The organism is Microbacterium sp. (assembly GCF_047606385.1).
Taxonomy (GTDB): Bacteria; Actinomycetota; Actinomycetes; order Actinomycetales; family Microbacteriaceae; genus Microbacterium.
In genome coordinates, this window is sequence record NZ_JASGEL010000004.1 from 1 (window position 1) to 24,493 (window position 24,493).

Here is a 24,493-nt window from a genome sequence, read left to right on the forward strand (position 1 = left end):
CCTCCGTCCCGCCCGCCGCCGCCGGGGGGGTCGCGGGGGGGGGCGGCCCCCCCCCCCCCCCCCCCCCCCCCCCGCGACCGGGTCAGCCTGCGGTCGTGATCTGACGCAGGGTCGGGTACATCATCCCCGTCACCGGGGTCACCTCGATGTTCGAGGTGCTGACGTAGGTGTTGTTGGCCTGGTACCAGACGTCGAACCACGCCAGCTGGGTCACGAGGGTGTTGAGGTCCTCGATCGCCTGGTCCTGCGCGTCGCCCGGGTCCGCGGTGTACACGGCGTCCACCGCTGCCTGGACGTCGGCGAACTGGTCGATCTCCGGCGTGGGGTTGTACCACTGGGCCAGGGCGATCTGCCGCTCGACGTTGGCGACGGCGTTGGAGTCCATCGACAGGTAGGCGATGAACATCGGGTAGGTGGCCGCGTTCGCCTGGTAGTCGGTGTACTGCATGTCATCCCAGGTGACGGTGATGCCGAGCTCGGAGAACACCTGCTCGACCGAGGGCTGCCACACCGAGAACACCGGGGTCATGGGCATCGTGACCGAGAAGCCGTCGGCGTAGCCGGCGTCGGCCAGCAGCTCCTTCGCCTTGTCGATGTTCGTGGCGTACAGGTCGTCGAGGCTGGTGAGGTTGCCGGTCAAGCCCGACGGGAACACCTGGTTGGTGGCGACGCCCTGCCCGCTGCCGATCGCGTCGAGGATCGACGCGCCGTCGAAGGCGTAGTTCAGCGCCTGCCGCACCTCGGTGCTGCCCAGCGGCGCGAACGAGGAGCCGGTGCGGTCGGTGAACTGCAGGCCCACCCAGCCGGAGACCTTGCCCGCCACGTTCCACCCGTTGGCGTCGGCCTGGTCGATCGACTGCTGGTCCGCATAGCTCACGTTGATCTGGCCGCTGAGCATGGCGTTGAGCCGCGCCGTGTCGTCCTGGATCGGATAGATCGACAGCTCCGACCACGGGAACTCCGCGGCATCCCAGTGACCGTCCACCTTCGTGAAGTGGTACTCGGAGCCGGCGACCGTGGTGGTCGTGTCGAGCGTGTAGGGGCCGGAGCCCACCGGGTCGGTGGCGAGCGTGCCGGCGTCGATCGAGTCGGGCGCCATCATGTAGCTGCGGCCGAGACCCATGAAGTACAGGATGGTGTCGTCGCGCTGGGTGAGGTGGATCTCGATCGTGTCGTCGTCGACGGCGTCGAACGAGGCGACGTTGGTGTAGGCCTCGCCGGAGCGCGTGCCGGCCTTGAGGTACTCGAGGCTCTTGACCGCGGCGTCGGCGTCGAACGCCTCGCCGTCGCTGAAGGTCACGTCGGTGCGCAGGTCCATCGTGATCGTCAGGTAGTCGTCGGAGACGGTCCAGTCGGTCGCGAGGGCCGGCGTCGGGTTGCCGTCGCCGTCGACCGCGAGCAGCGGATCGTAGATCGCGGACAGGTAGGGCCCGTCGAAGCCGATGTCGGCCAGCGAGGGGTCCCAGCTGGTGACGTCGGCGAAGTCTCCGATGTTCAGCGCGCCGGCGTCGCCGTCGGCGCTGGAGGTGTCCGACGAGCTGCCGCTGCACGCGGTGAGTGCGAGGGCGAGCGCCCCGATCGCGGCGCCCATCGCCGTAAAGGTCGTTTTTCTCATGATTCCTTCTCGTGATGCGGGTTGGTGAAGAAGGTTCGGGGAGGAGCCTCGTTCCGCTGCGGGAGCCGGAATCAACGCCACCCCGATGTGCCGTTGCGCTTTAGTCTACATACGGAGAAAAAGACCACAACCCCGGCGCCATGTTTTTTCAACAGACGTAGATATTCGTTACATGCCGGCAACATTCGCCGCGCCTCGCCCGGGTCACCAGGTCCCGTCCGCGGCCACCTCGGTGTCCTGCTGCAGGCCCGCGAGGGCCTCGCGCAGCGCCGCGCCGTCGCGCGCGGCGAGCTCGAGCGCGACGAGGTTCCCCTCCAGCTGAGACAGGCTCGACGCGCCGAACAGCACGTTCGCGACATGCGGGTCGGCCAGGCAGAACGCGACGGCGAGCTGCGCCGGGGTCGCCCCGAAGTCCGCCGCGATCCGTTCGAGCCCCGGATAGACGGCGACGATGCGCTCGCGGATGCCGCCGACGTCCGCCCCGATCTTGCGGGCCGGGACGAGCTTTCCGGCCAGGATGCCGCCCTCGAAGACGTCCGAGGCCTGCAGGCCCAGCACGCCCGCCTGGAACAGGCGCCGGTAGGGCTCGCCCTCCGCCATCGCGCGGCGCGCGATCGAGTACTTCAGCTGCGCGAAGGCGGGTGCGGCCGCGCCGGTGTCGCCCGCGACGCGGATCGCGCCGCGCGTGTCGTCGATGCGCCAGTTGTTGATCCCCCACTGCGCGAACAGCCCGTCGCGGCGCAGCTCCTCGACCTCGCCGACCAGGGCCGGCAGGTCGGGCGAGGCCAGGTAGTCGCCGACGACCACGGCGTCGAAACGGTCGAGGCCCGCCCGCTCCAGGCTCTCCTCCAGCTGCGCGCGGAAGCCCTGCCGTGGCCAGTCCCACAGCCAGAGCTTGCCGCACAGGAACACCTGCTCCCGCGGCGCGCCGGACGCGCGCAGCGCGTTTCCGAACAGGATGTCGGTGCGCGAGTTCTCGGCGTGGGGGCCCATGTTGTAGTACGCCACGTCGAAGAAGCCCGCGCCGGCCGCGACCGCGCGCTGCACGATCGCGACGGCGTCCTGCTCGCTCATGCGGTCCCAGGTGTTCCACGATCCGAGGCCGAGCGGCGGGACGAGCGGACCGCCGGGTCCGAGCGGGCGGGGGGCGAACGGCGTTGCGGGCATCTGTGCCTCCAGACCGGGCCGTGCGAACGGCCGCTTGTGTTTTTCTACATCCATAGAATAACGTCTCATCACGGTCCGCGACAGCCGCGGGGCCCGGCGAGAGGGGAGCATCCCATGACCAGCACCTCCAGGACCGTCGTCGTCACCGGCGGCGCCGGCGGCGTCGGGCGCTCCCTCGCCCGGGCGTTCGGCGCGAACGGCGACGTCGTCGTGCTCGCCGACCTGCCCGGCGAGCGGCTCGACGCGGCGAGCGCCGAGCTCGGCGTCGCCGCGGTCGGCGTGGACCTCTCCGACCCGGCCGCGGTGGCGGCCGCCGTGGCAGGGATCGCGCGCGAGCACGGGCCGATCGACGTGCTCGTGAACAACGCCGGCATCCTGCACCTGCACGGATCGGTCACCGAGCTGGCGGTCGCGGACTTCGAGGCCACGATCCGCGTGAACGTCCTCGGCACCTTCGCGATGACCCAGGCCGTCGCGCGGCACATGATCGCCGCGGGCACCCGCGGCGCGATCGTCAACGTGTCCTCCATCGGGGGCCGTCAGCCCACGCCCGGCATGGGCGCCTACGAGTCGAGCAAGGCCGCGGTCGACGCCCTCACCCGGTGGGCGGCGATCGAGCTCGCGGCCTCCGGCATCCGGGTCAACGCCGTCGCACCGGGCCCGGTGGACACCCCGGCGATCCGGCTCGGGATGCCGGAGGGCTCCCCGATGCGCGAGGCGTGGCTGGAGCGCATCCCGCTGCGGCAGTTCGCCGATCCCGACCAGGTCGCCGCGGCCGCCGTCTTCCTCGCCTCCTCCGACGCGGCCCACATCACCGGCGTCAGCCTGCCGGTCGACGGCGGCCAGCTGCTGGTCTGACCGTCGCCTTCGACCCCGACGCAGAGGACTCCGACATGACCCTCCCCTCCACCACCCGCGCGGCCGTGCTGGTCGAGCACGGCGCGCCCCTCGAGCTGGCGGAGCTGCCCCTGCCGGCGCCCGAGCCCGGCGCGGTCGTGGTCCGCATCCGCTGCGCGAGCCTGTGCGGCACGGACATCGAGATCTGGTCCGGGAAGATGACCTTCCCCGGGATGCTGCCGATGGTGCTCGGCCACGAGATGGTGGGCGAGGTCGTCGCCGTGGGCGACGGCGCCCGCGACGCCCTCGGCCGCGCCCTGGAGATCGGGGACCGGATCGGATGGTCCGAGTCCACCTGCGGCGAGTGCTACGGCTGCGTCGTCCTGCGCGAGCCGGTGCACTGCTCCCGCCGGGGCTACGGTTTCCTGCAGCGCTCGGACGCCCCGCCCTACGCCACCGCGGGCCTGGCGGACTATGCCTACGTGACCCCGGGCGCCGCCAAGCTCACCCTGCCGGAGGTCGTCAAGGACACCTGGGCGTCGATGGCCGGCTGCGCCGCCAAGACCGTGCTGCGCGCGTTCGAGCGGGCCGGCCGCATCCGCCCGGGCGCCACCGTGGCGATCCAGGGCTCCGGCGCGCTCGGAGTGTTCGCGACCGCCGTCGCGCGCATCGCCGGCGCCGGGCGCGTGATCACGATCGGGGCGCCGGCCTCCCGGCTCGCGCTCGCACGGCGCTTCGGGGCGGACGAGGTCGTCGACATCGCGGACGGCGACGTGGTCGATCGGGTGCTCGCGCTGACCGGCGGACGCGGCGCGGACACCGTGTTCGACTTCGCCGGGGCGCCCAGTGTCGGCCCCGAGGCGATCGGGATGGCCGCCACCCGCGGCACCGTCGTCGTCGTCGGCTCGACCGGGCCCGCCGGCGATCCGTTCCCGCTCAGCGCGATCATGGGCAAGGAGCTGACCGTGGTCGGCTCGCTCAACGGCGACATCGCCGACTACGCGCGTGCGATCGACTTCTTCGCCGCGTTCGCGGACCGGTTCGACTGGGACGGGCTGTTCAGCGCGCCGGTGGGCCTGGCCGAGGCGTCGGAGAAGATCGCCGCCATGGACCGCCTCGCCGAGGTGAAGGCCGTCATCGACCCCCGGCTCGACGCCCCGCCGGGCCCCGCCGCATCCGCGCCCACGCCGGAAGGACCCCGCGCATGACCGACGCTCCCCTGCCCCGACGCCGCATCGGCACGAGCGAGCTGGAGACGGCCGTGTTCTCCCTCGGCTCGTGGCACACCTACGACCGGATGGACTTCGGTGACGCGGTGACGATGGTGCGCGAGGCGGTGGACCGCGGCGTCACCCTGTTCGACGTCGGGGTCTACTCGGCTCCCGGCGCACCGCCGGTGTTCACCGACGTGCTGTTCTCCGCGATCGTGCGCGCGGCCGGGCTGCGCCGTGACGAGTGGCTGCTCTCGAGCAAGCTGTGGCTGGAGGGCTACGGCGAGCGCGGGTTCCGGCCGCAGCTGGAGAACGCCCTGTTCCGTGTCGGCGTCGACCACGCCGATCTCGTCATCCTCGGCGATCTGCGCGACTCCGCGGTGCCGCTGCGCACGTTCGTGCTCGACCTGGCGGCGCTTCAGCGCGCCGGCCTCATCCGCGCGTGGGGGGTGAACAACTGGTCCGCCGCCGCCGTGCAGGAGCTCATCGACATCGCCGCGGCCGAGGGCGTGGCCGGCCCGCAGATCGCGCAGCTGAAGTACTCGGTCGCCCGCCGGTCCATCCCCGACGGCGAGCCGTTCGCACGGCTGTGGCGCCAGGGCCTGTCGCTGCAGGCCTCGGACGTGCTGGAGGGCGGGATCCTCGCCGGCAAGGTGAGCCCGACCCGGCAGGTGGGGCGCGACCCGGGCGGGATCCGGGAGCGGATCGTGGCGCTCGTGCCGGAGCTCGCCGGCCTCGCCGCCGGCCTGGACGTCACCCTCGCACAGCTGGGCATCGCGTTCTCGCTCACCCACCCGGCCCTGGCGACCACGCTGTTCGGGGCGACCAGCTCGGCGCAGCTGCACACGAACCTCGCCGCGTCGGACCTCGTCGCCCGCGTGGGCGCGGAACGGCTGCGCGAGCTCGTCGCGCCGTTCTGGGCCGACCGTGACGTCGTCGATCCCGAAGGCCCCTGACCGTCCCCCGCGAAAGGACACCCATGACCGCTCCGGCCATCGGCACCCCCCAGGCCGTTCCCGTCCCCTTCGACCCCGAGCTCGTGCCGGCGCTGGAGGCCATCGCCGCCGCCGGGACGCCGCCCCTCACCCGCGACACGCTGCCGCGTGCGGGCACGGACGCCATGTTCCCGCACAACGACGAGGTGATCGGCGATCGCGCGATCGACTGGGAGGACCGCGTCATCCCCGGTCCCGCCGGCGCCCCGGACCTCGAGGTCACGATCTTCCGCCCCCGCGGTCGCGAGGGCGAGGCGCTGCCGGCGGTCTACAACATCCACGGCGGCGGCATGATCGTCGGTCACCGCTCCTGGGAGACCGGCCGGGTGGTCGACATCGTCGACGAGCTCGGCGTCGTGGGCGTCAACGTCGAGTACCGGCTCGCTCCCGAGGACCCGTATCCGGCCGGCGTCGAGGACTGCTATGCGGGGTTCGTGTGGCTGGCCGAGAACGCGGCGTCGCTCGGCGTCGACCCCGCGCGCATCGTCGTGATGGGCGGCAGCGCCGGCGGCGGGTTCTCGGCCGCGGTCGCGCTGCTGGCGCGCGACCGGCAGGGCCCCGGCATGGCCGGACAGCTGCTGCTGTGCCCCATGCTCGACAACACCAACACCACGGTCGGCAGCCTGCAGTACGACGGCATCGGCACCTGGCAGCGGGACATGAACCTGCTCGCGTGGTCGTGCGTGCTGGGCGAGGAGCTCGCCTACAGCGGCGACGCGCCCGCGTACGCCGCGCCCTCCCGCGCGAGGGACCTGTCGGGACTGCCGCCGGCGTTCATCGAGGTCGGCGCGGCGGAGATGTTCCGCGACGAGGACGTCGACTACGCGACCCGCATCTGGGCCACCGGCGGCCAGGCGGAGCTGCACGTGTGGGCGGGCGGATGCCACGGCTTCGACATGTACATGCCCGACACCCAGATCACCCGCGCCGCGCTGGCGGCCCGGTCGTCCTGGCTGCGCCGCGTGCTGGCGGTGTGAGATGACGACGGATGCCGTGATCCCGCCGGTGCCGTACGACCCCGCCCTGCAGCCCGGCCTGCAGGCCTTCCTCGACCTCGTCGAGATCATCCCGTTGCGCGCCGACACGATCCTGGCGAACCGTGCCCACTTCGCCACCGTCATCCCCCCGCTGGCCGCGCAGGTCGAGGGACGCCGGGTGGTGTGGGAGGACCGCACCGTCCCCGGCGGGATCGAGGTGACGATCGTGCGGCCGGCGACGGCCGCGACGGCGCCCGCTCCGGCCGTGCTGTCGATCCACGGCGGCGGCATGGTGCTCGGCACGCGCTTCTTCGGCACCCCCGAGATCATCGACCTCGCCGAACGTCACGGGGTGGTGGGGGTCGCGGTGGAGTACCGTCTCGCGCCCGAGCACCCCGGTCCCGCGCAGGCCGAGGACTGCTACGCCGCGCTGGTGTGGATGGCGGCGCACGCCGACGAGCTCGGCATCGACGCGGACCGCATCCTCGTCTCCGGGGCGAGCGCGGGCGGGGGCCTGTCCGCCGCCGTGGCGCTCATGTCCCGCGATCGCGGCGGCCCGGCGCTGGTCGGCCAGCTGCTGAACTGTCCCATGCTCGACGACCGCAACGAGACGGTGTCGGCGCGCCAGTACGACGGCATCGGCGCCTGGGACCGGAACAACAACGACACCGCGTGGGATGCGATCTGCGGCGCGGACCGGTTCACCGATCGCGTCTCGCCGTACGCCGCGCCGGCGCGGGCGGCCGATCTGTCCGGCCTCCCGCCGGCGTACGTGGAGGTCGGGGCGGCCGAGACGTTCCGCGACGAGGCGGTCGCCTACGCGTCGCGGATCTGGGCGACCGGAGGCCAGGCCGAGCTGCACGTGTGGGCCGGGGCGTACCACGGCTTCAGCGGCTTCTCCCCCGACGCCGTCGTCTCGCAGGCGGCGAACGATGCACGGGAGCGCTGGGTGCGCCGCATCCTGCGCCTGCCGTGAGACCGCCGGCCCGGCGCCCGGGCGTGCTGCGGATCGTGCTCGTGCTCGGTCTGCTGGAGGCGTTCGGGCCGTTCTCGATGGACCTGTACCTGCCGCAGCTGCCCCAGCTCGCCGCGGACCTCGACGTGCCCGCCGCGCTCGCGCAGGCGACGATGTCGGCGTGCATGATCGGGCTCGGCGTCGGGCAGCTGATCGCAGGCCCGCTCAGCGACCGGTTCGGCCGGCGGCGTCCGCTCCTGATCGGGGTCACGGCGTTCGCGCTGCTGTCCGTCATGTGCGCGGTCGCGCCGGGGATCGAGGTGCTGCTGCTCGCCCGCTTCGCGCAGGGCGTGGCCGGGTCGGCGGGCATCGTCATCTCGCTCGCCGTCGCGCGGGACCTGTTCAGCGGCACCGAGCTGTCCCGGATGCTGTCGCTCCTGCTCCTCGTCTCGGGGAGCGCGCCGGTGGTCGCCCCGCTGATCGGCGGCCAGCTCGCCGCGGTGATGGACTGGCGTGGCGTGTTCTGGGTGCTCGGCGGCGTGGGGGCGGCCCTGCTCGCGCTCGTCGTGCTCGGGCTGCCCGAGACGCTCGCCACCGGCGATCGCCACACCGGCCGCGCCGCCCTCGGCGGCCACCTCGGCTCGGTCCTGCGCGACCGGCTGTTCCTCGCCGTGCTCGCCGCGACCGCCGCCGGCGGCGTCGCCTTCTTCGCCTACCTGTCGATGTCGAGCTTCGTCCTGCAGGACGGTTTCGGGCTGACCGCGCAGACCTTCAGCCTCGTCTTCGCGGCGAACGCGACCGCGAGCATCGCGGGCGGCCAGTGCAGCCGCCTGCTGGTGACCCGCCTCGGGCCGCTGCGCATGTACCTGCTGGGCGCCTCCGCCGCCGCCCTGGCCTGCGTCGCGCTTCTCGTGCTCGTGCTCTGCGGCGCCGGGCTCGCGGGGGTGATCGCAGCCCTGCTCGTGTTCATGTTCGTCGCCGGCACGAGCGGACCCAACGGATCGACGCTCGCGCTCGCGCAGCACGGCGCACGAGCCGGCACCGCCTCCGCGCTGCTCGGGATGTCGACGTACGTCTTCGGACCCGCGATCGTGCCGCTCGCGTCGCTGGGCGGTGTGACGGCGACGACGATGGCGGTCGTCATGGCCGTCGCGGCCCTCGCCGCCGCCGCGTTCGCGTGGTACGGCGTGCGCCCCGCCGCCGCGTATGTCCCCGCCGCCGAGCCGGGGTGATCCGCTCGCCCGCTCCCCCCTGCCCCTCGCCCGCATGTCCGCATGCCCGCCGATGCCACCCCACGACCCCTTCGCCCCTCGCCCGCGCCCGCTGCCCCCTCGCCCGCGTGTCCGCGTGTCCGCGTGTCCGCCGATTTCCGCCCCACGACCCCTCTCCAGATCCTCACCCTCTGAACCGCCGGCCGGTTCAGAGGGTGAGTCGCCGTTCACCTTCTGACCCGCGGGGAGGGTCAGAAGGTGAACGTCTGGGGACGGGGTGCCGGGCGGCTCGGGTGAGCGGCGCCGCGGAGCGCAGCGGGCCGATGTCGGAGGGCGCGGACAGAATGCGGAGATGACACAGCCACCTCCTCCCGACGCCGCCGGTCTCGATGTGTCGGGATATGTGCGGCGTGCGCGACGACAGGCCGATCTCAGCCAGCGCGAGCTCGCGACGGCGGTGGGCGTCTCGCAGTCGGCGATCTCGCGCATCGAGCAGGGAGGCGCCGTGGAGGTCACGACGTTCGCGCAGATCCTCGCCACCGCCGGGCTGCGCATCGCCGTCGTCGATCCGCACGGCCAGGACACGTCCCCGATGCCGGCGGACGTCTTCCACGACCGGGCCGGACGCCGGATGCCCGCCCATCTCGACGTCCACGCGCCGCCGGAGCTGCCGACGATCCGCATGCTGCTGCGCTCCGCCGACGCGGGCCGACGTGTGTGGTACCACCGTCGCCGGGACCGCGACCTGCTCCGGCAGGCGGCCGCGCCCACGCCCGAGCAGCTGACGACGGGAGTCGCGGCCGCCGCGCGGCGGCGACGGTCTCGCGCCGCCGGTCAGGCCCCGTGCACGCGGGAACAAGACGCGTCCCCCCGATCCGGGACAGACTGACCCCGGAGGAATCATGTCGCACGCGCAGACCCGTCACACCCTGTCCGTCCCGCCCGCACCGCATCCGCTCGACCCGCTCTCGGCGGCGGAGATCGAACGGGCCCGCGAGATCCTGGTGGCCGCGGGGCTGCTGGGCGACAGCGTCCGGGTGCCGATGCTGCTGCCGGACGAGCCGGACAAGGCCGAGCTGGCCGCCTGGGCGCCCGGTGATCCGATCGATCGCCGCGTCGACGTGACGCTGCTGGAGACGACCACGGGCGCGGTCACCGAGGCGATCGTCTCGATCACCCGCGGCGAGGTGCTCTCGCAGCGGCCGCATCCCGCGACCGAGGCCCCCTACGGTCAGCCGCAATACCTGTTCGAGGAGTACGAGCGGGCCGAGACGATCGTGAAGGCGTCGGCGCAGTGGCAGGCGGCCATGGCACGCCGCGGGCTGTCCGACCGGATGGAGCTCGCGTTCTGCTCGCCGCTCGCGCCGGGATTCGTCGGTCGCGAGAACGAGGTCGGACGCCGCGTCATCCGTTCGCTGACCTTCCTCCGCGACGACGAGGCCGACATGCCGTGGGCGCACCCCGTGGAGGGGCTCATCGTGCACGTCGACCTCATCGAGAACCGCGTCATCGGCATCGAAGACGACGGCGACGTGCCCGTTCCGGCCGGCAGCGGCAGGTACACCGAGGACGCGGTGGGCCCGGCCCGCACGAGCCTGAAGCCGATCGAGATCTCCCAGCCGGAGGGCCCGAGCTTCGCCGTGCGCGGCTCGCAGGTGACGTGGGAGAACTGGTCGCTGCGCGTCGACTTCAACGCACGCGAGGGCCTGGTGCTGCACGACGTCCGCTTCGACGACCGTCCCGTGCTGACGCGGGCGAGCGTGCCGGAGATGGTGGTCCCGTACGGCGACACCACCCCCACCCGGTTCTGGATCAGCTACTTCGACGCCGGCGAGTACCTGCTCGGCAAGAACGCGAACCACCTCGAGCTGGGCTGCGACTGCCTCGGGGTCATCCACTACTTCGACGGCCACGTCGCCGACGACCACGGCCACGCCGTGCGCATCCCGAACGTCGTGTGCATGCACGAGGAGGACTACGGCGTGCTGTTCAAGCACACCGAGATGGGGCCGGTCGGCGCGCACGTGCGCCGTTCGCGCCGTCTGGTCGTGTCCTACTTCTCCACGATCGGCAACTACGACTACGGGTTCTTCTGGTACTTCTACCTCGACGGCTCGATCCAGGTCGAGGCGAAGGCCACCGGCATCGTCTTCGTCGGCGCCGGGCATCCCGGCAGCACGAACCCTCACGCGCCCGAGATCGCGCCCGGCGTGTTCGCCCCGGTGCACCAGCACCTGTTCAGCGCCCGCCTCGACGTCGCCATCGACGGCGAGGACAACCGGCTGGTCGAAGTGGACGCCGCCCGCATCCCCATGGGCGAGCACAACCCCTTCGGCAACGCGTTCACCTGGACCGAGACGCCGCTGCGCACCGAGCAGGAGGCCCGGCGCGAGGCCGACACCTCGGTCGCGCGGGTGTGGGAGGTGCGCAGCGCGTCGAAGACGAACCGTCTCGGCAAGCCGACCGCGTACCACCTCATCCCCGAGCCGACCGCGCTGTTGATGGCCGACCCGGCATCCTCGGTCGCCGCCCGCGCGGCGTTCGCGACCAAGCACCTCTGGGGCACGGCCTACGACCCGGCGGAGCGGTGGCCCGCCGGCCGGTACCCGAACGCGCACGCCGGCGGGGCGGGTCTTCCCGCCTACACCGCCGACGACCGGTCGATCGACGGCGAGGACCTGGTGCTGTGGCACACCTTCGGCCTGACGCACATCCCCCGACCCGAGGACTGGCCGATCATGCCGGTCGACTACGCGGGGTTCTGGCTCAAGCCCTACGGCTTCCTCGATGTCAACCCCGCGATGGACGTACCGGAGTCGAGCCAGGCACACGCCGGCGAGGCCGCATGCGGCGGCGAGGCGTGCACCTGCGAGCATTGACCCTATGCCGAGACTCGTCGACCACGTCGAACGTCGCGCCGAGATCGTGCGCGCGACATGGCGGATCATCGCGGAACAGGGCATCGAGGCGACGACCATGCGCGAGCTGGCACGCCGGCTCGGCCTGGCCAACGGCAGCGTGACCCACTACTTCCCCAACAAGAAGGCCATCCTCACCGCCGCGTTCCAGCACGTGTTCGACGCCACGAACGCGCGCTACGCCGCGGCCGCCGCCGCTCGAGACCTGCACGGCCTCGCGGCGCTGCGCGCGTTCCTGCTCGAGACGCTGCCGATCGACGAGGAACGCCTGCTGGAGGCGCGCATCGTCATCCCCTTCCTCGAGTACGCCGCGATCGAGGAGGACATGGCCGCCCTGTACCGCTCGATGATGGAGCAGTGGCAGATCCAGTTCACGGAGCTGCTGGAGGACGCACGTGAGCGCGGCGAGCTCGCCGACGACGTCGACGTGCGCGGCGCGGGCGACGCCGTGCTGCACGCCGTCACCGGCGTGCAGGCGATCGGGGTGCTGCTGCCCGAGACGGCGCGCCCGGAACGGATGATCGGCATGCTCGACACCCTGCTGCTGATGCTGCGCTGACCGCCCGCGGCAGGAGCCCTTCCCGGAGCAGGTCATGAGCTTGTAACATCGAGGAAACGTTGGTCCTACGCGCGTCGGATAAAAATGATGCGAGGCCATAACGTCCGAGGGAAACGAGGAGGTCTCCCATGCCGCTCACCGCCACACCGGTCACCACGACGCGCACGCACCATCTCAGCGGTTTCCGCACGGCCGTGAACGACTCCTTCGTGCCGCTGCAGGTCACCAGCCACCGCCCGGACTCGTTCCGCGGACTCATCCGGGGCGCGGGCGTGGACGGCGTGCATCTCTCCGACGTGCGCGCGACGCCGCACGTGGTCGAGCGCACCCCCGAGCTCATCGCCCGCGGCGACCGGCCGTGGTTCAAGGTCAGCCTCATGCTCGCGGGCACCGGGCTGCTCATCCAGGACGGGCGCGAGGCCGTGCTGCGCCAGGGCGATCTCGCGGTGTACGACACGAACCGTCCGTACTCGCTGGTCTTCGACGACGACTTCCGCACCCTCGTGCTGATGTTCGCGCACGACGCCCTCGAACTGCCGCCCAGCGCCCTGTCGCAGCTGACCGGCGTGAGGGTGGCGGGCGACGCCGGGCTCGGGGCCGTCGCCGCCCCGTATCTGGCCCAGCTGGCGAGCCACCTCGACGAGCTCGACGGATCATGCGGGTCCCGGCTGGCGCACACCGCGCTGGATCTGCTGACCACGGTGTTCACCCGCGAGCTCGGGCTGGACGCGGTGCCCGCCGATCCGCACCGCGCCCTGCTGCAGCGCATCCACGAGCACATCGACCGCCACCTCGCCTCCCCCGATCTCGGGCCCGCCTCGATCGCCGCGGCGCACTACATCTCCACCCGTCATCTGCACGGGCTGTTCCACGCCGAGGGCACGACGGTCTCCACGCTGGTGCGCACCCGGCGGCTCGAGCGCTGCCGTCGCGATCTCATCGACCCGCTGCTGGCCGACCGGTCGGTGGCCACGATCGGCGCCCGGTGGGGCTTCCCCGACGCGGCGCACTTCAGCCGGACGTTCAAGACCGCCTTCGGCGTGTCCCCGAGCGACTACCGCGCCGCCCGCTGACCGCGCCGACGACCCGCGTCACATGCCGGCGTGCTCGAACGCGAGCGTGGGGACGTCCACGATGTGCGCGCCGCCGTCGGCGACGATCACCGCGCCGGTGAGGTACGAGGACTCCTCCGAGCCGAGGAAGCGCACGACGGCCGCGATCTCCTCGGGCTGCGCGGGACGGGCGAGCGGGACGTCGGCGGTGACCGCCGCGTACGCGTCGGCGCGGTCGCCGATGCCGGCCGCCGCCGCGAACTCGTCCATCTCCTGGTCGGCCATGGGCGTCGCGACCCAGCCGGGGCACACCGCGTTCACGCGCACGCCCTGCCGGCCGTAGTCGCGGGCGAGGGAGCGCGTCAGGCCGATGAGCGCGTGCTTGCCCACCGTGTAGCCCGCGACGGAGGGGCCGGCGAACAGGCCCGCGATCGAGGAGATCACCACGATCCGGCCGCGCGAGGCGAGCAGCGCGGGCAGCGCGGCGCGGGCGGCGACGAACGCCGTCGTGAGGTTCGCGCGCAGCGCGGCCTCCCAGGCGGCGTCGTCGGTGTCCAGCACGGTCGCGAACCCGTGCCCGCCGGCGTTGGCGACGAGCACGTCGAGCCGCCCGTGCCGGTCCTGCACGGTCTGCACCAGCCGTGCCGCGTCCGCGGCGTCGGCCGCGTCGGTGGCGATCGCCTCGCCGCCGATCTCGGCGGCCACCCGCTCGAGGGGCTCGAGCCGGCGTCCGGTCACGATCACCGTCGCCCCCTCGCCGGCGAAGCGCCGGGCGACCGCCGCCCCGATCCCGGTGCCGCCGCCGGTGACGAGCACGACCTGCCCCGCCAGCGCTGATCCGCTCATCGTCGTATCCTCTCTCCGCCGCCCGAGCGCGGCGCGTCCTGTCCCCTCACGCGGGGAAGCCCGATCCCGCGCTCACCCCGAAGTCGGAGACGATGGCGGTCGCGTTGACGGGCCGCGATCGCGGGGAGCACAGGAAGACGATCTGGTCCGCCACCTCCGCGGCGGTCTGCACCGGATACCCGGCGCCGTCGAACCCGCCGGGCAGACCGAGATCGCCGCGGCTCATGGGCGTGTCGACGACGGACGGGCAGACCGCATTGACGCGCACCCCGGCCGGGGCGAGCTCCACCGCCGCGGCGCGTGCGAACTGCAGCAGCGCCGCCTTCGAGGCGCCGTACGGCGCCATGCCGGGCGCCGCGACGAACGCGGAGTCGCTCGCGACGACCACCACGGCGGGCGCATCCGCCTCGCGCAGCGCGGGCAGCGCCTGGCGGAGCGCGAGGAAGGCGCCGGTCACGTTGACGGCGAGCACCCGCTCCCAGTCGGCGAGCGCGGTCTCCTCGATCGGGGTGCCCACCGGGCCCGACACGCCGGCGCACAGCACGAGCAGGTCCAGGGCGCCCAGCGCGGCGATGAGCGCGTCGACGACGGCGGCGGCGGAGTCCGGGTCGGCGAGGTCGGCGCATGCGGATGCCGCCGGCACGCCGTCCACGACGAGACCGGCGGCCACGACGGCGACCGCCGGCGCCGCGTCGAGCAGTCCGAGACGCACGCCCTCGGCCGCAAGGGCGCGGGCGGTGGCCGCGCCGATGCCGCCGGCGGCCCCGGTCACCAGGGCGCGGCGGCCGGTCAGTCGCATGTCCATGACGTCATCCTCGCCACCGGCGGCGCCCGGCGACGACCTCCTGCGCTCACGACACAGCGCTGCACGCTCAGGGGCAAGTCCGGGCGGGCGTTCCGCAGCACAATCGGCTCAGCGGCCGATGGCACGGGCAGAGCCGCCCGCCCGGGGCCGCAGGCACCGCCCGATCAGAAAGGCACCTCGTGACCGAACCCTCCTCCGCGACCGCGCTGCGCTCCGGCGCACTCGGGGTCGCCGGCATCGTCTTCCTCGTGCTCGCCGCGGTGGCGCCGCTCACCGGCATCGTCGTGGTGGCCTCGTACGTCATCGCGTTCGGCAACGGCGGCGGCGCACCGGCATCCTTCTTCATCGTCGCGATCATCCTGCTGCTGTTCGCCATCGGATACGCCCAGATGTCCAAGCAGCTGGCCAGCGCCGGCGGCTTCTACGCCTTCGTCGTCAAGGGGCTGGGCCGCACCGGCGGCCTGATCGCCGGCCTGATCGCCGCCATCGGCTACAACCTGTTCGTCGTCGGCACGATCGGCACCAGCGGCTTCTTCATGCAGACGGTCATCGCGCAGCTCACCGGCTTCGACATGCACTGGTACCTGTGGGGCTTCCTGTCGATCGCGGTGTGCTTCTGGATGGCGCGCACGGGCGTCGACTTCAGCTCGAAGGTGCTCGGCGTGTCGCTGGTGCTGGAGACGCTGATCCTCGTGATCTTCGACGTCTCGGTGCTCGTCCAGACCGGTTTCGACGTGTCGGCGTTCGGCCCGGCGGCGATCTTCTCCGGCTCGCTGCCGATCGGCCTGCTGCTGGCGGCGACCGGCTACCTCGGCTTCGAGGCCACCGCGCTGTTCAGCGAGGAGGCGCGCAACCCGCTGAAGACCGTCCCCCGGGCGACCTACACCGCGATCATCGCGATCGCCCTCATCCTCGGCGTCTCGACGTGGGCGGTGGTCAGCGCGACGGGCGTCGCCCAGGCGCAGGACGCCTCCCTCGAGCACCTCGACGCCGGCGATCTGCTGTTCTCGCTCATCGCGCAGTACCTCGGCGAGCCCATGTCGATCATCGCGACGATCCTGCTGCTCGTGAGCCTGTTCGCCGCCATGCTCGCCTTCCACAACTCGGCCACGCGCTACCTGTACTCCCTGGGCCGCGCTCGCGTGCTGCCGCGTGTGCTCGCGCGCACGCGGCCCAACGGGGCTCCGCAGGTCGCGGGGCTCGTGCAGGCGCTGTTCGCCGCGATCGTGGCGGGGTGTTTCGCCCTCGCCGGGCTCGATCCGATCCTCGTCGTCGTGCCGGCCATGCTCGGCATCGGCACGCTGTCGGTGATCGTGCTGCAGACCCTCGCCGCGTTCTCGATCGTGGTGTGGTTCCGGCGTCAGCGCGATGCGCGGTGGTGGAGCACGTTCGTCGCGCCGGGGCTCGGGTTCCTCGGGCTCCTCTCCATCGCCGTGCTGGCCATCGCCAACTTCGACGTCGTGGCCGGCAGCGACAATCCGGTGATCCTGCTGCTGCCCTGGCTGCTCGCGCTCGCCGTCGTCGGCGGCGTGGTCTACGGCGTCTACCTCAAGCGCGCGAGGCCCGCCGTGTACGACGCGCTGGCCACCGACCTGGAGAAGTTCAACGTGCACGTCAGCAGCGGGCATCAGGCCCCGCACATCCCCGAGCCCAACGTCTGACCTGCCCTCCCACCCCACCATCGACACGAGGAGACTCCTGCCCATGAGCGAGATCAACCTGTCCGACACCTCCACCTGGCTGCCGCTGGACGGCCTCGCGCCCGGCTTCGACGCCAGCAAGGCCGAGACCACGGCCGACCTCGACGGGCGCACCGTCACGGTCGTCGACGACCGCGGCACCCGCATCTCGCACACCTTCTCCCCCGGGACCGTCGCGTGGGACTACCGGCCCGGGACGGGCGACGCGACCGAGGCGGCGGCCGAGACGGACGACTGCGAGGTGTTCCGCGTCGACGAGGACCTGTACTACGCCCAGTTCCACCACGAGCACCTGCCCGAGGAGGCGGTGACCCTCATCCTGGATCTGCGCAGCGGCCACGCGCTGGCCGTGATCTCGCTGCTGGGCACGGCGGCGGCGGGCAGGACGGCGGTGCAACACGTCTTCGTGCCCTCCCGCATCGAGGGCGTCGAGGGGTCCGGCGAGGCGCCGGCGCCCACGACCGAGCTCATCGGCCGGCGGGTGCTCTGGGTCTACTCCGCCGAGCACGCCTACGAGCACCTGTACCTGTCGCCGCACTGGTACACCTGGCAGTGCCTCGCCGGTCCCGAGCAGGGCCTGGCCGACACGGACGAGAACTCGGTGTGGCGCATCCGGCCGGGCATCTACGTGTTCGCGTGGCGCGAGAAGGTCATCCCGTGCGGCTCGGTGACCATCGCCGACCACCGCGACCTGAAGGCGCTGCGCTCGTACGGCGTGCTGTTCGGCACCGACGAGGCCGGCACCGGCCAGACGCACTTCACGTTCGGCGCCCACGGCCGTCTCCTGTCGAACACCGTGCACCCGGCGGAGTTCGACCCGGCGCGCGCCCTGGAGCGCTGAGGGATGCCGGCCGAGCTGATCCTCACCGGCGCGCTCGTGCGCACCGCCGACCGGACGCGCCCGCTCGCCGAGGCGATCGCGGTGGCGGACGGCCGCATCCTCGCCGTCGGCACCGCAGCCGAGGTGCTGGCCCACCGCGGGCCCGGCACCGAGGTGCGCGAGCTGGCGGGCGCCGCGGTGTATCCCGGGTTCGTCGACGTGCACAACCACCACGCCGTCGCCGGCGTCACCGACCTGTTCGAGCTGTCCTTCAGCGCCGCGGCGGAGCTCGACGAGATCCTCCGCCTCGTGCGCGAGCGGGCCGCGACCCTGCCCGAGGGCGCGTGGATCACCGGCGGCTCGTGGGCGAGCACCCTGATGGCCGAGCTGAACAGCTCGGCCTCGCGGACGCGCCTGGACGAGGCGGCCGGCGGGCGGCCGGTCATGCTCTCCGACGACAGCCACCACAATCGCTGGGCGAACACGACGGCGCTGCGCCTGGCCGGCATCACGGCCGGCAGCATCCCGGCCGACGGCGTGACCCTGCTCGACGCCGCCGATGGCGAGCCGACCGGCGTCCTCCTGGAGGCCGCCGGCATCCTCGTCGCCCAGGCGTACGAGGCGGCGGGCGGCCTCACGTCGGCGCAGCAGCGCGCGGCCTCGCGACGCGGGGTGGAGCTGCTGAACGGGTTCGGGGTGACGGCGTTCCAGGACGCCGCCGTCTCGCTCGAGATCCTGGGGGCGCTGGCCGCGCTGGACGCCGACGACGAGCTGAACGCGTGGGTCGTCTCCAGCCTCACGGTCAACGACGAGATCTTCGGCTTCGACCCGGTGGGCGCTGCCCTCGTCGACCGGGGCGAGGATTTCCGCACCCTGCACCACCGTCCCGACTTCGTGAAGATCTTCCTCGACGGGGTGCCGCCGGCGCGTACCGCCTCGTTCCTGCAGCCCTACCTGCCGGACGCCGCCCACGGCGCGCACTACCACGGCGAGACGACCATGACCGAAGGCGAGCTCTACGGCTGGCTGCGACGCGTGGCCGAGCGGGGCCTGGGCGCGAAGGTGCACTGCACCGGCGACGGGTCGGCGCACATGCTGCTGGACGTCGTCGCGAGGCTGCGCGCCGAGGGCTTCGCCGACACGGCGTTCCAGATCGCGCACGGGCAGTACCTGGCCCCCGCGGACATCCCGCGACTGGCCGAGCTGCGGGTGACCGCCGACATCTCGCCGTTCATCTGGTTCCCCGGGGTGATCCCGGAGGCCCTGGCCGGGGTGCTCGGGTCGGAGCGCGCCGAGCACCTGCAGCCCAACCGCGCCATCATCGACGCCGGGGGCCTCGTGGCCGGCGGCTCGGACTGGCCGGTGAGCGAGTCCCCGAACCCGCTCGAGGGGATGCAGGGGCTCGTCACCCGTGCCGACCCGCTCGGGCGCGCCCCGGGCGTGCTGTGGCCGGAGCAGGCGATCACCGCGGCGGAGGCGCTGGAGGTCTTCACGATCAACGCCGCCCGGGCGATGGGGCTGGATGCCGAGACCGGCAGCCTCGCGCCGGGCAAGTCCGCTGACTTCGTCGTGCTCGACCGCGACCCGGTCGGCGGCGCACCCGAGCGCATCCTCGACGCCCGGGTGCGCGAGACCTGGTTCGCCGGGCGGCGGGTGTTCGCCGCCGGGTGACCCGGCCCCGGGGTCACCCGTTGATGACCTGCGGCACGGCGACGGCCTTGAGCCCCTCGACGCCGAACTCGAGGCCGTAGCCGGAGCCCTTCACGCCGCCGAACGGGATGCGGGGGTCGATGCCGCCGTGGGAGTTGATCCACACGGTGCCGGACTGGATGCGGGCCGCGACCTTGCGCGCCTCGTCCCGGTCGCCCCACACCGACGCCCCCAGGCCCACCTCGAGCCCGTTGGCGCTGGCGATCGCCTCCTCCACGTCGGAGTACTTCACGATGGGCAGCACGGGCCCGAACTGCTCCTCGTCGACGACCGCCATGCCGTCGGCGACGTCAGCGACCAGCGTCACCGGGTAGAACAGCTCGCCGAGCTCGGTCGCCGGGCTGCCGCCGGTGACGATGCGGCCGCCGTGAGCCTTCGCGTCCTCGACCAGCCGGTGGACGATGTCGAACTGCTGGGGGTTCTGCAGCGGGCCGAGCACGTTCTCCTCGCTGAGGCCGACGCCCATGGGCATGCGCTCGGCCACCTCCGCGAGGGCGGCGACGACCTCCTCGTAGACCGACTCGTGCACGTACAGGCGCTTGAGGGCCGCGCAGGTCTGCCCGGTGTTGATGAACGCGCCCCAGAACAGGTCGGGCGCGATCGCCGACGCGTCGGCGCCGGGCAGCACGATGCCCGCGTCGTTGCCCCCGAGCTCGAGGGTCAGACGGGCGAGGTTTCCCGCCGAGCTCTCGATGATCTTCCGGCCGGTGGCGGTGGAGCCGGTGAACATGATCTTGCCGATGTCGGGGTGGGAGGCCAGCCGCGCCCCCACCTCGCGACCGCCGGACACGCCGATGAGCACGTCCGCCGGCAGCACCTCGTTCATCACGGCGAGCAGCGCCAGCACGCTCAGCGGCGTGTACTCGCTGGGCTTGACCACGACGGTGTTGCCCATCCGCAGCGCGGGGCCGATCTGCCAGATCGAGATCATGAGCGGCCAGTTCCACGGTCCGATCGCCCCGACCACGCCGATCGCCCGGTAGTGCAGCTCGGCGTACGCCTCGCCGTCGTCGACGACGACCTGCGGCTCCAGCGGCGTCGTCGCCGCCGCGCGCAGCCAGGCCGAGCAGCCGCCCAGCTCGAACCGGGCATTGGGACCGTTCAGCGGCTTGCCCTGCTCGCGCGAGAGCAGCCGCGCGAGCGTCTCCGCGTTCGCGTCGATGGCGTCGGCGGCCCGCAGGAGCAGGTCGGAGCGGCGCTCGTGGCCGAGGGCGTCCCAGCCGGGCTGCGCGGCCTTGGCGCGTGCGATCGCGTCGTCGAGGTCGGCGACCGACTGGTCGGGCGCGTGCGCGATGTGCTCGCGGGTGGCGGCGTCCAGGATCGCGCGGCCTTCGCCCGCGGGCGCCTGCACGCGAGCGATCAGCGCGGACTCGTCCGCCGGGAGGGAATCGGACATCTGCGTCTCCTTCAACGCGGACGGCGACCCTCACCGCCCGGGACCTCCCCATTCTCGCCAGGGCCCGGGCGGCGGGGCTTGTCGCCGAGCGCGGCGTGCATGTCCGCGGGCGAACGGATGCCGCGCGGCTCAGGCCCGTCGCAACACGGTCGCCACGATCCCCCAGCCGAGCTCGATCGTCCGCGCATGACGCCAGCCGGCCTCGGCCGCGAGCGCGGACACCGCCGCCGGGTCCCGCAGCGGCGCACCCGTCATCGCATAGGCGGTCACCTGCCGCTCGGCGGCACGCGGACTGAGGCCGTCGGCGCGCGCCCGCTCCACGACGACCGCCGCCGGAGCCATCCCCGCGACGCGGCGCAGCAGCGCGACGGACTCCGCATCGGTGCGGTGGTTCAACGCGAGCGCGAGCACCGCCAGATCCGCCGGGGTCTCCGACACGAGGATGCGGGACGGGTCGGCGAGCGCCGCGCGCAGCTGGTCGACGGGGTCGGCACCGGGCAGCACCGAGACGCGTCGCCCATCGCGACCAGCCTGTTCGAGCCCTGCGAGCAGCGCCGGGACGCCGGGCCCCGCGACCACGAGCGCGGCTGCCGCCACCACGAGCTCGTCGGCCAGCAGCGGATGAAGCACGTAGCCCAGTCCCGCGGCTTCCTCGAGGAGCATGCCGTACACGTCGGGATCGGACGCCGCAGCCCACGCGAGCGTGTCCCCGGTCGCGGCTTGCCACGTCGGAGTGCTCGCCCGCATCGAGGTCGCGAGCCCGGCCAGCGACAGTGTGAGTTCCGCCTCCGCCCCCAGGTACTCCTCGCGCTCGTGCCCGTCGAGCAGCTCGTCGCCGACGGGACCGAGCGAGAGCGCCGACTCTTCGCCGACGACGACGCCGTGCACGGCGAGCACGGGAAGCAGGGCGGCGACGGCTCGAGGCTCGGCGCCGGCGGCTTCGGCGAGCGCGGCGAGGGGACGGGGCCCCGCCGCGAGCGCGTCGATCAGGCCGAGCTGCAGCGCGGCGCGCACGACGAACCAGGCGACCGGACCCGCTATCGGCGTCGCCGCCGGCTCATCCGTCTCGTCGTTCTCGGCGAGATGCCAGTAGCCGGTGATGTCGAGGCGGTCCTTGGGCAGGCCGAGCTCACGCTGCACATAGCGACGCACCGGCAGCAGCGCGCGACTCTCCGCCACCGCCCAGACGTAGCCGTGCCCTGCCGGCAGCGGCAGCTGCCGCACGGCGGCCTCGAGCGCGGTCGCGTCGCCGCCGCGGGCGACGCGCCAGGTCAGCGTGTCGCCCTCCCTGGTCGCCAGCGGCTGCCGGGCCGACTCGTGCTCGATCATGCACAGCACATGCACGGGGGCCTCGATCGGCCGCTCGTCGAGGAAGCGCCCCACGGCGGGCAGCCCGGTCTCATCGGCGATCAGCAGCATCCAGTCGAGCCCCGGGGGCAGCCGCACCGAGGACTTCGGCCCGACGAAGAACAACTCGTCTCCTTCGAGGGCGCTGCGTGCCCAGGACACCGCGGGCCCGTCGCCGTGCAGCACGAAGTCGAGGTCCATCTCGCCGGTGCGGGGGTCGACGCGACGCGGCGTGTAGTCGCGGGTGATCCGGTTCTCGGCGGGCGTCCATTCGATGCCGCCGGGGACCTGCCGGGGCAGCGCGGCGGCGATGTCGCCGTCCGCGGCGAGGATCAGCTTGACGTGGTCGTCGAATCCGGGTGCCCGGAACTCCGGCTCACCAGACGCCGGATCCCGCAGTACGCCGACCACGACCCGGCGCATCCGGGGGGTGACGTCCTCGACGCGGCGCACCGTGGCACGGCGCACGACCAGCGGATGCGAGGTGTATTCGTGCGCCATCGGTCAGCCGAACATCTCCTCGATGAGATCCAGCAGAGCCATGGTCTCGTCGTAGTCGCCGCGGTAGACCCAATAGGGCAGGTCGTAGGCGTTGCCGCTCTGGAAGGCCGGGAGCGAGGCCCACACCGAGTTCTGCTCGAGGGTTGCGACATCGACGTCCGCGCCGTTGAAGCCGGTCACGAACAGCGTGGGCTGGGTCAGCACCTGCCCGACCTGCTCGGTCGACAGCTCGAAGGAGTCGCCGCCCGAGGTGTACGGCTCGTACTGACCCGTCGCGTACAGCTCCGCGGGCTCGATGCCGACCGAGGCGAAGACCTGTGGCAGCCCGCGGTCCTCGATGAGCACGTAGGCCGTCTGATCCGCCGTCAGCGAGAGGAACGCGGCCGGCGTCGGCGGCGGGGTGATGCTCTCCTTCACCTCGGCCACGCGGGCGTCATAGGCGGCGAGCGCCTCGTCGTACACCTCACCGCGCTCGAACACGTCGTTGGCGAGGAAGTCGTACTGCTCCTGCCAGTCGTCGAGAGTGCCGCTGACCAGCACGGTCGGGGCGATGGCGCTGAGGTCGGCGTAGGCCTGCGTGGCCAGGTACAGCGGGAACCCGATCCCGCCGCCGATGATCAGATCGGGCTGCAGCGCGAGGATGGCCTCCAGGTCGAAGCCGTCGTTGCTCCAGGACACGAACTGCGTGCCGTCGGCCTCGGCATCCTCGGCCCAGAAGTCGGAATACGCGCCCGCGACGGCGGTGTCCTCGGAGATGGTCGCGGCGACCGGCACGTCCATGTCGTACAGGTAGCCGGCGAGCGCGTAGTTCAGCACGACGATCGTCTGCGGATCGGCCGGGACAGCCACCTCGCCCTGGTCGGTCGTCACCGTGTGCGCCGCGAGGGTGAACGGGGTGGACGACGCGGACGCCGACGCATCGGCGCCCGCGGAGCAGCTGGTCAGGGCGATGATCGTGACGAGGGGGAGCGCGGCGAGGCCGCGCAGGCGGGAGATGGGGGTCATGTCTTCCTCAGGTCCGGACGGCAAGCGGCAGGTAAGGTAAGGCTATTCTCAGCATCCGCCGCGTCCGTGACGGATGCGACATCGATCGTGACCGATGCGACAGGTCGGAGGGACGGGATGACGCTCACCTCGCTCGGCTGCGTCGTCGAGGAGAACTCGGTCCGCTTCCTCGGTCACGACACCCACGAGCACGAGGTCCCGCACCTGGTCTACGCCGTCTCCGGCGAGGTCGTGATGAGCGCGGACGGTCAGGAGCACCGGCTGCGCCCGGGCGAGTCGATCTGGCTGCGTCCCCGAGTGCCGCACGCGGTGCGGGTCGGCACCGGCGGCACCGTGCTCGGGCCGATGCTCGCCGAGGGCGTCGAACCGGCCACCCCGGTACGGGCCCTCGGCGTCGTGCCGGCGATCGTCGAGATCATGACGACGGTGCTCGTCGCGGCGCCGGTGACCGCGGAGCAGGTGCAGCCGTTCCGGGACGCGCTCGGCACCGTGCTGCGGAACCTGTCGCGGCAGTGCTTCCCCGTGGTGCTGCCGTTGCATCCCACCGCGCGCCAGCTCGCGCGCGAGGCGGTCCGCTCGCCGCTGCCGCTGGATGCCCTCGCCCGCCGCCACCACCTGAGCACCCGGCAGGTGCAGCGGATCTTCGCGGCCGAGACCGGTTACTCCTTCGCCCGATGGCGCAGCCGCGCGCGCCTCAACGCCGCCGCGTCCCACCTGCTCGGCGGCGGTGACGTGACCGCCGCCGCGCGCCTGTCCGGGTTCACGACCCGCGCCGGGCTGCTGCGTGCGCTGAGCCGCGAGACGGGCCTGCCGACGGCGGCGATCGCGCTGGATCCCCGGGGTGCGCTGGCCGCGGCATGAGCCGG

Annotated in this window: 21 protein-coding genes; 14 read left to right on the forward strand and 7 right to left on the reverse strand. The window is 72.8% G+C overall.

Annotation, left to right across the window (positions count from 1 at the left end; translation table 11 throughout):
* Positions 1–82: 82 nt before the first annotated feature.
* Positions 83–1,615 (reverse strand): ABC transporter substrate-binding protein, encoded by a 1,533-nt coding sequence (locus QM626_RS00315; protein ID WP_415072720.1) that lies wholly within the window; start codon positions 1,613–1,615, stop codon positions 83–85.
* A 204-nt stretch (positions 1,616–1,819) separates the two neighbouring features.
* Complete coding sequence (locus tag QM626_RS00320; protein ID WP_415072722.1) at positions 1,820–2,782, reverse strand: aldo/keto reductase; 963 nt, start codon at positions 2,780–2,782, stop codon at positions 1,820–1,822.
* A 114-nt stretch (positions 2,783–2,896) separates the two neighbouring features.
* On the opposite strand from QM626_RS00320, the gene QM626_RS00325 reads away from it, so the two are divergent.
* The 10 genes from QM626_RS00325 (at position 2,897) to QM626_RS00370 (ending at position 13,518) form a co-directional block, all read left to right on the forward strand.
* Positions 2,897–3,640 (forward strand): SDR family NAD(P)-dependent oxidoreductase, encoded by a 744-nt coding sequence (locus QM626_RS00325; protein ID WP_415072724.1) that lies wholly within the window; start codon positions 2,897–2,899, stop codon positions 3,638–3,640.
* 35 nt (positions 3,641–3,675) lie between these two features.
* A complete protein-coding gene (locus tag QM626_RS00330; protein WP_415072726.1) occupies positions 3,676–4,827 on the forward strand; it encodes a zinc-binding dehydrogenase in 1,152 nt (383 codons plus the stop codon).
* Positions 4,824–5,786 carry an aldo/keto reductase gene (locus tag QM626_RS00335; protein WP_415072728.1) on the forward strand — a complete coding sequence of 321 codons (963 nt, stop codon included), beginning with the start codon at positions 4,824–4,826 and terminating at the stop codon, positions 5,784–5,786. The genes QM626_RS00330 and QM626_RS00335 overlap by 4 nt, the downstream gene beginning before the upstream one ends.
* A 23-nt stretch (positions 5,787–5,809) precedes the next feature.
* Complete coding sequence (locus QM626_RS00340) at positions 5,810–6,802, forward strand: alpha/beta hydrolase (protein WP_415072730.1); 993 nt, start codon at positions 5,810–5,812, stop codon at positions 6,800–6,802.
* Position 6,803: 1 nt separating this feature from the next.
* On the forward strand, positions 6,804–7,778 hold the full coding sequence (locus QM626_RS00345; RefSeq protein WP_415072732.1) for an alpha/beta hydrolase: 975 nt from the start codon (positions 6,804–6,806) through the stop codon (positions 7,776–7,778).
* Complete coding sequence (locus QM626_RS00350; protein ID WP_415072734.1) at positions 7,775–8,989, forward strand: multidrug effflux MFS transporter; 1,215 nt, start codon at positions 7,775–7,777, stop codon at positions 8,987–8,989. Before QM626_RS00345 ends, QM626_RS00350 begins: the two co-directional genes overlap by 4 nt.
* 331 nt (positions 8,990–9,320) lie before the next feature.
* Positions 9,321–9,857, forward strand: a complete 537-nt coding sequence (locus tag QM626_RS00355; protein ID WP_415072736.1) for a helix-turn-helix domain-containing protein — start codon at positions 9,321–9,323, stop codon at positions 9,855–9,857.
* A 13-nt stretch (positions 9,858–9,870) separates the two neighbouring features.
* Positions 9,871–11,847 (forward strand): primary-amine oxidase, encoded by a 1,977-nt coding sequence (locus tag QM626_RS00360; protein WP_415072738.1) that lies wholly within the window; start codon positions 9,871–9,873, stop codon positions 11,845–11,847.
* Between the two features lie 4 nt (positions 11,848–11,851).
* Positions 11,852–12,445 (forward strand): TetR/AcrR family transcriptional regulator, encoded by a 594-nt coding sequence (locus QM626_RS00365; RefSeq protein WP_415072740.1) that lies wholly within the window; start codon positions 11,852–11,854, stop codon positions 12,443–12,445.
* Between the two features lie 128 nt (positions 12,446–12,573).
* Positions 12,574–13,518: a helix-turn-helix domain-containing protein gene (locus tag QM626_RS00370; protein ID WP_415072742.1), complete on the forward strand. Its 945-nt coding sequence runs from the start codon at positions 12,574–12,576 to the stop codon at positions 13,516–13,518.
* An 18-nt stretch (positions 13,519–13,536) separates the two neighbouring features.
* On the opposite strand, the gene QM626_RS00375 is transcribed toward QM626_RS00370, so the two are convergent.
* Together QM626_RS00375 and QM626_RS00380 are read right to left on the reverse strand one after the other, a co-directional pair.
* On the reverse strand, positions 13,537–14,343 hold the full coding sequence (locus QM626_RS00375) for an SDR family NAD(P)-dependent oxidoreductase (RefSeq protein WP_415072744.1): 807 nt from the start codon (positions 14,341–14,343) through the stop codon (positions 13,537–13,539).
* A gap of 46 nt (positions 14,344–14,389) precedes the next feature.
* Positions 14,390–15,148: an SDR family NAD(P)-dependent oxidoreductase gene (locus QM626_RS00380; protein WP_415072746.1), complete on the reverse strand. Its 759-nt coding sequence runs from the start codon at positions 15,146–15,148 to the stop codon at positions 14,390–14,392.
* A 179-nt stretch (positions 15,149–15,327) separates the two neighbouring features.
* Between QM626_RS00380 and QM626_RS00385 the strand changes: the two genes are divergently transcribed.
* Genes QM626_RS00385 through QM626_RS00395 form a run of 3 tightly spaced genes read left to right on the forward strand, consistent with a single transcriptional unit; the run spans position 15,328 to position 19,339 of the window.
* On the forward strand, positions 15,328–16,809 hold the full coding sequence (locus QM626_RS00385; protein WP_415072748.1) for an APC family permease: 1,482 nt from the start codon (positions 15,328–15,330) through the stop codon (positions 16,807–16,809).
* 43 nt (positions 16,810–16,852) lie between these two features.
* Positions 16,853–17,689 carry a molybdenum cofactor biosynthesis F family protein gene (locus QM626_RS00390; RefSeq protein ID WP_415072750.1) on the forward strand — a complete coding sequence of 279 codons (837 nt, stop codon included), beginning with the start codon at positions 16,853–16,855 and terminating at the stop codon, positions 17,687–17,689.
* Between the two features lie 3 nt (positions 17,690–17,692).
* Positions 17,693–19,339, forward strand: a complete 1,647-nt coding sequence (locus QM626_RS00395; protein WP_415072752.1) for an amidohydrolase — start codon at positions 17,693–17,695, stop codon at positions 19,337–19,339.
* Positions 19,340–19,352: 13 nt separating this feature from the next.
* Here the strand turns inward: QM626_RS00395 and QM626_RS00400 are convergent, their stop codons facing one another.
* The 3 genes from QM626_RS00400 to QM626_RS00410 form a co-directional block, all read right to left on the reverse strand.
* The gene (locus QM626_RS00400) at positions 19,353–20,774 is read right to left on the reverse strand and encodes an aldehyde dehydrogenase family protein (RefSeq protein WP_415072754.1); all 1,422 of its coding nucleotides are present in this window, start codon (positions 20,772–20,774) and stop codon (positions 19,353–19,355) included.
* A 129-nt stretch (positions 20,775–20,903) separates the two neighbouring features.
* On the reverse strand, positions 20,904–22,622 hold the full coding sequence (locus QM626_RS00405) for a siderophore-interacting protein (RefSeq protein ID WP_415072756.1): 1,719 nt from the start codon (positions 22,620–22,622) through the stop codon (positions 20,904–20,906).
* A gap of 3 nt (positions 22,623–22,625) precedes the next feature.
* The gene (locus QM626_RS00410; RefSeq protein WP_415072758.1) at positions 22,626–23,627 is read right to left on the reverse strand and encodes an ABC transporter substrate-binding protein; all 1,002 of its coding nucleotides are present in this window, start codon (positions 23,625–23,627) and stop codon (positions 22,626–22,628) included.
* Positions 23,628–23,744: 117 nt separating this feature from the next.
* Here QM626_RS00410 and QM626_RS00415 point away from each other — a divergent pair, with 117 nt between their 5' ends.
* Positions 23,745–24,488 (forward strand): helix-turn-helix domain-containing protein, encoded by a 744-nt coding sequence (locus tag QM626_RS00415; protein WP_415072760.1) that lies wholly within the window; start codon positions 23,745–23,747, stop codon positions 24,486–24,488.
* The last annotated feature ends 5 nt before the right edge of the window (positions 24,489–24,493 follow it).

Coding starts and splice junctions, on each gene's coding strand:
- QM626_RS00315 (WP_415072720.1), bottom strand. CDS start 1,615: ATGAGAAAAACGACCTTTACGGCGATGGGCGCCGCGATCGGGGCGCTC.
- QM626_RS00320 (WP_415072722.1), bottom strand. CDS start 2,782: ATGCCCGCAACGCCGTTCGCCCCCCGCCCGCTCGGACCCGGCGGTCCG.
- QM626_RS00325 (WP_415072724.1), top strand. CDS start 2,897: ATGACCAGCACCTCCAGGACCGTCGTCGTCACCGGCGGCGCCGGCGGC.
- QM626_RS00330 (WP_415072726.1), top strand. CDS start 3,676: ATGACCCTCCCCTCCACCACCCGCGCGGCCGTGCTGGTCGAGCACGGC.
- QM626_RS00335 (WP_415072728.1), top strand. CDS start 4,824: ATGACCGACGCTCCCCTGCCCCGACGCCGCATCGGCACGAGCGAGCTG.
- QM626_RS00340 (WP_415072730.1), top strand. CDS start 5,810: ATGACCGCTCCGGCCATCGGCACCCCCCAGGCCGTTCCCGTCCCCTTC.
- QM626_RS00345 (WP_415072732.1), top strand. CDS start 6,804: ATGACGACGGATGCCGTGATCCCGCCGGTGCCGTACGACCCCGCCCTG.
- QM626_RS00355 (WP_415072736.1), top strand. CDS start 9,321: ATGACACAGCCACCTCCTCCCGACGCCGCCGGTCTCGATGTGTCGGGA.
- QM626_RS00360 (WP_415072738.1), top strand. CDS start 9,871: ATGTCGCACGCGCAGACCCGTCACACCCTGTCCGTCCCGCCCGCACCG.
- QM626_RS00365 (WP_415072740.1), top strand. CDS start 11,852: ATGCCGAGACTCGTCGACCACGTCGAACGTCGCGCCGAGATCGTGCGC.
- QM626_RS00370 (WP_415072742.1), top strand. CDS start 12,574: ATGCCGCTCACCGCCACACCGGTCACCACGACGCGCACGCACCATCTC.
- QM626_RS00375 (WP_415072744.1), bottom strand. CDS start 14,343: ATGAGCGGATCAGCGCTGGCGGGGCAGGTCGTGCTCGTCACCGGCGGC.
- QM626_RS00380 (WP_415072746.1), bottom strand. CDS start 15,148: ATGGACATGCGACTGACCGGCCGCCGCGCCCTGGTGACCGGGGCCGCC.
- QM626_RS00390 (WP_415072750.1), top strand. CDS start 16,853: ATGAGCGAGATCAACCTGTCCGACACCTCCACCTGGCTGCCGCTGGAC.
- QM626_RS00395 (WP_415072752.1), top strand. CDS start 17,693: ATGCCGGCCGAGCTGATCCTCACCGGCGCGCTCGTGCGCACCGCCGAC.
- QM626_RS00400 (WP_415072754.1), bottom strand. CDS start 20,774: ATGTCCGATTCCCTCCCGGCGGACGAGTCCGCGCTGATCGCTCGCGTG.
- QM626_RS00405 (WP_415072756.1), bottom strand. CDS start 22,622: ATGGCGCACGAATACACCTCGCATCCGCTGGTCGTGCGCCGTGCCACG.
- QM626_RS00410 (WP_415072758.1), bottom strand. CDS start 23,627: ATGACCCCCATCTCCCGCCTGCGCGGCCTCGCCGCGCTCCCCCTCGTC.
- QM626_RS00415 (WP_415072760.1), top strand. CDS start 23,745: ATGACGCTCACCTCGCTCGGCTGCGTCGTCGAGGAGAACTCGGTCCGC.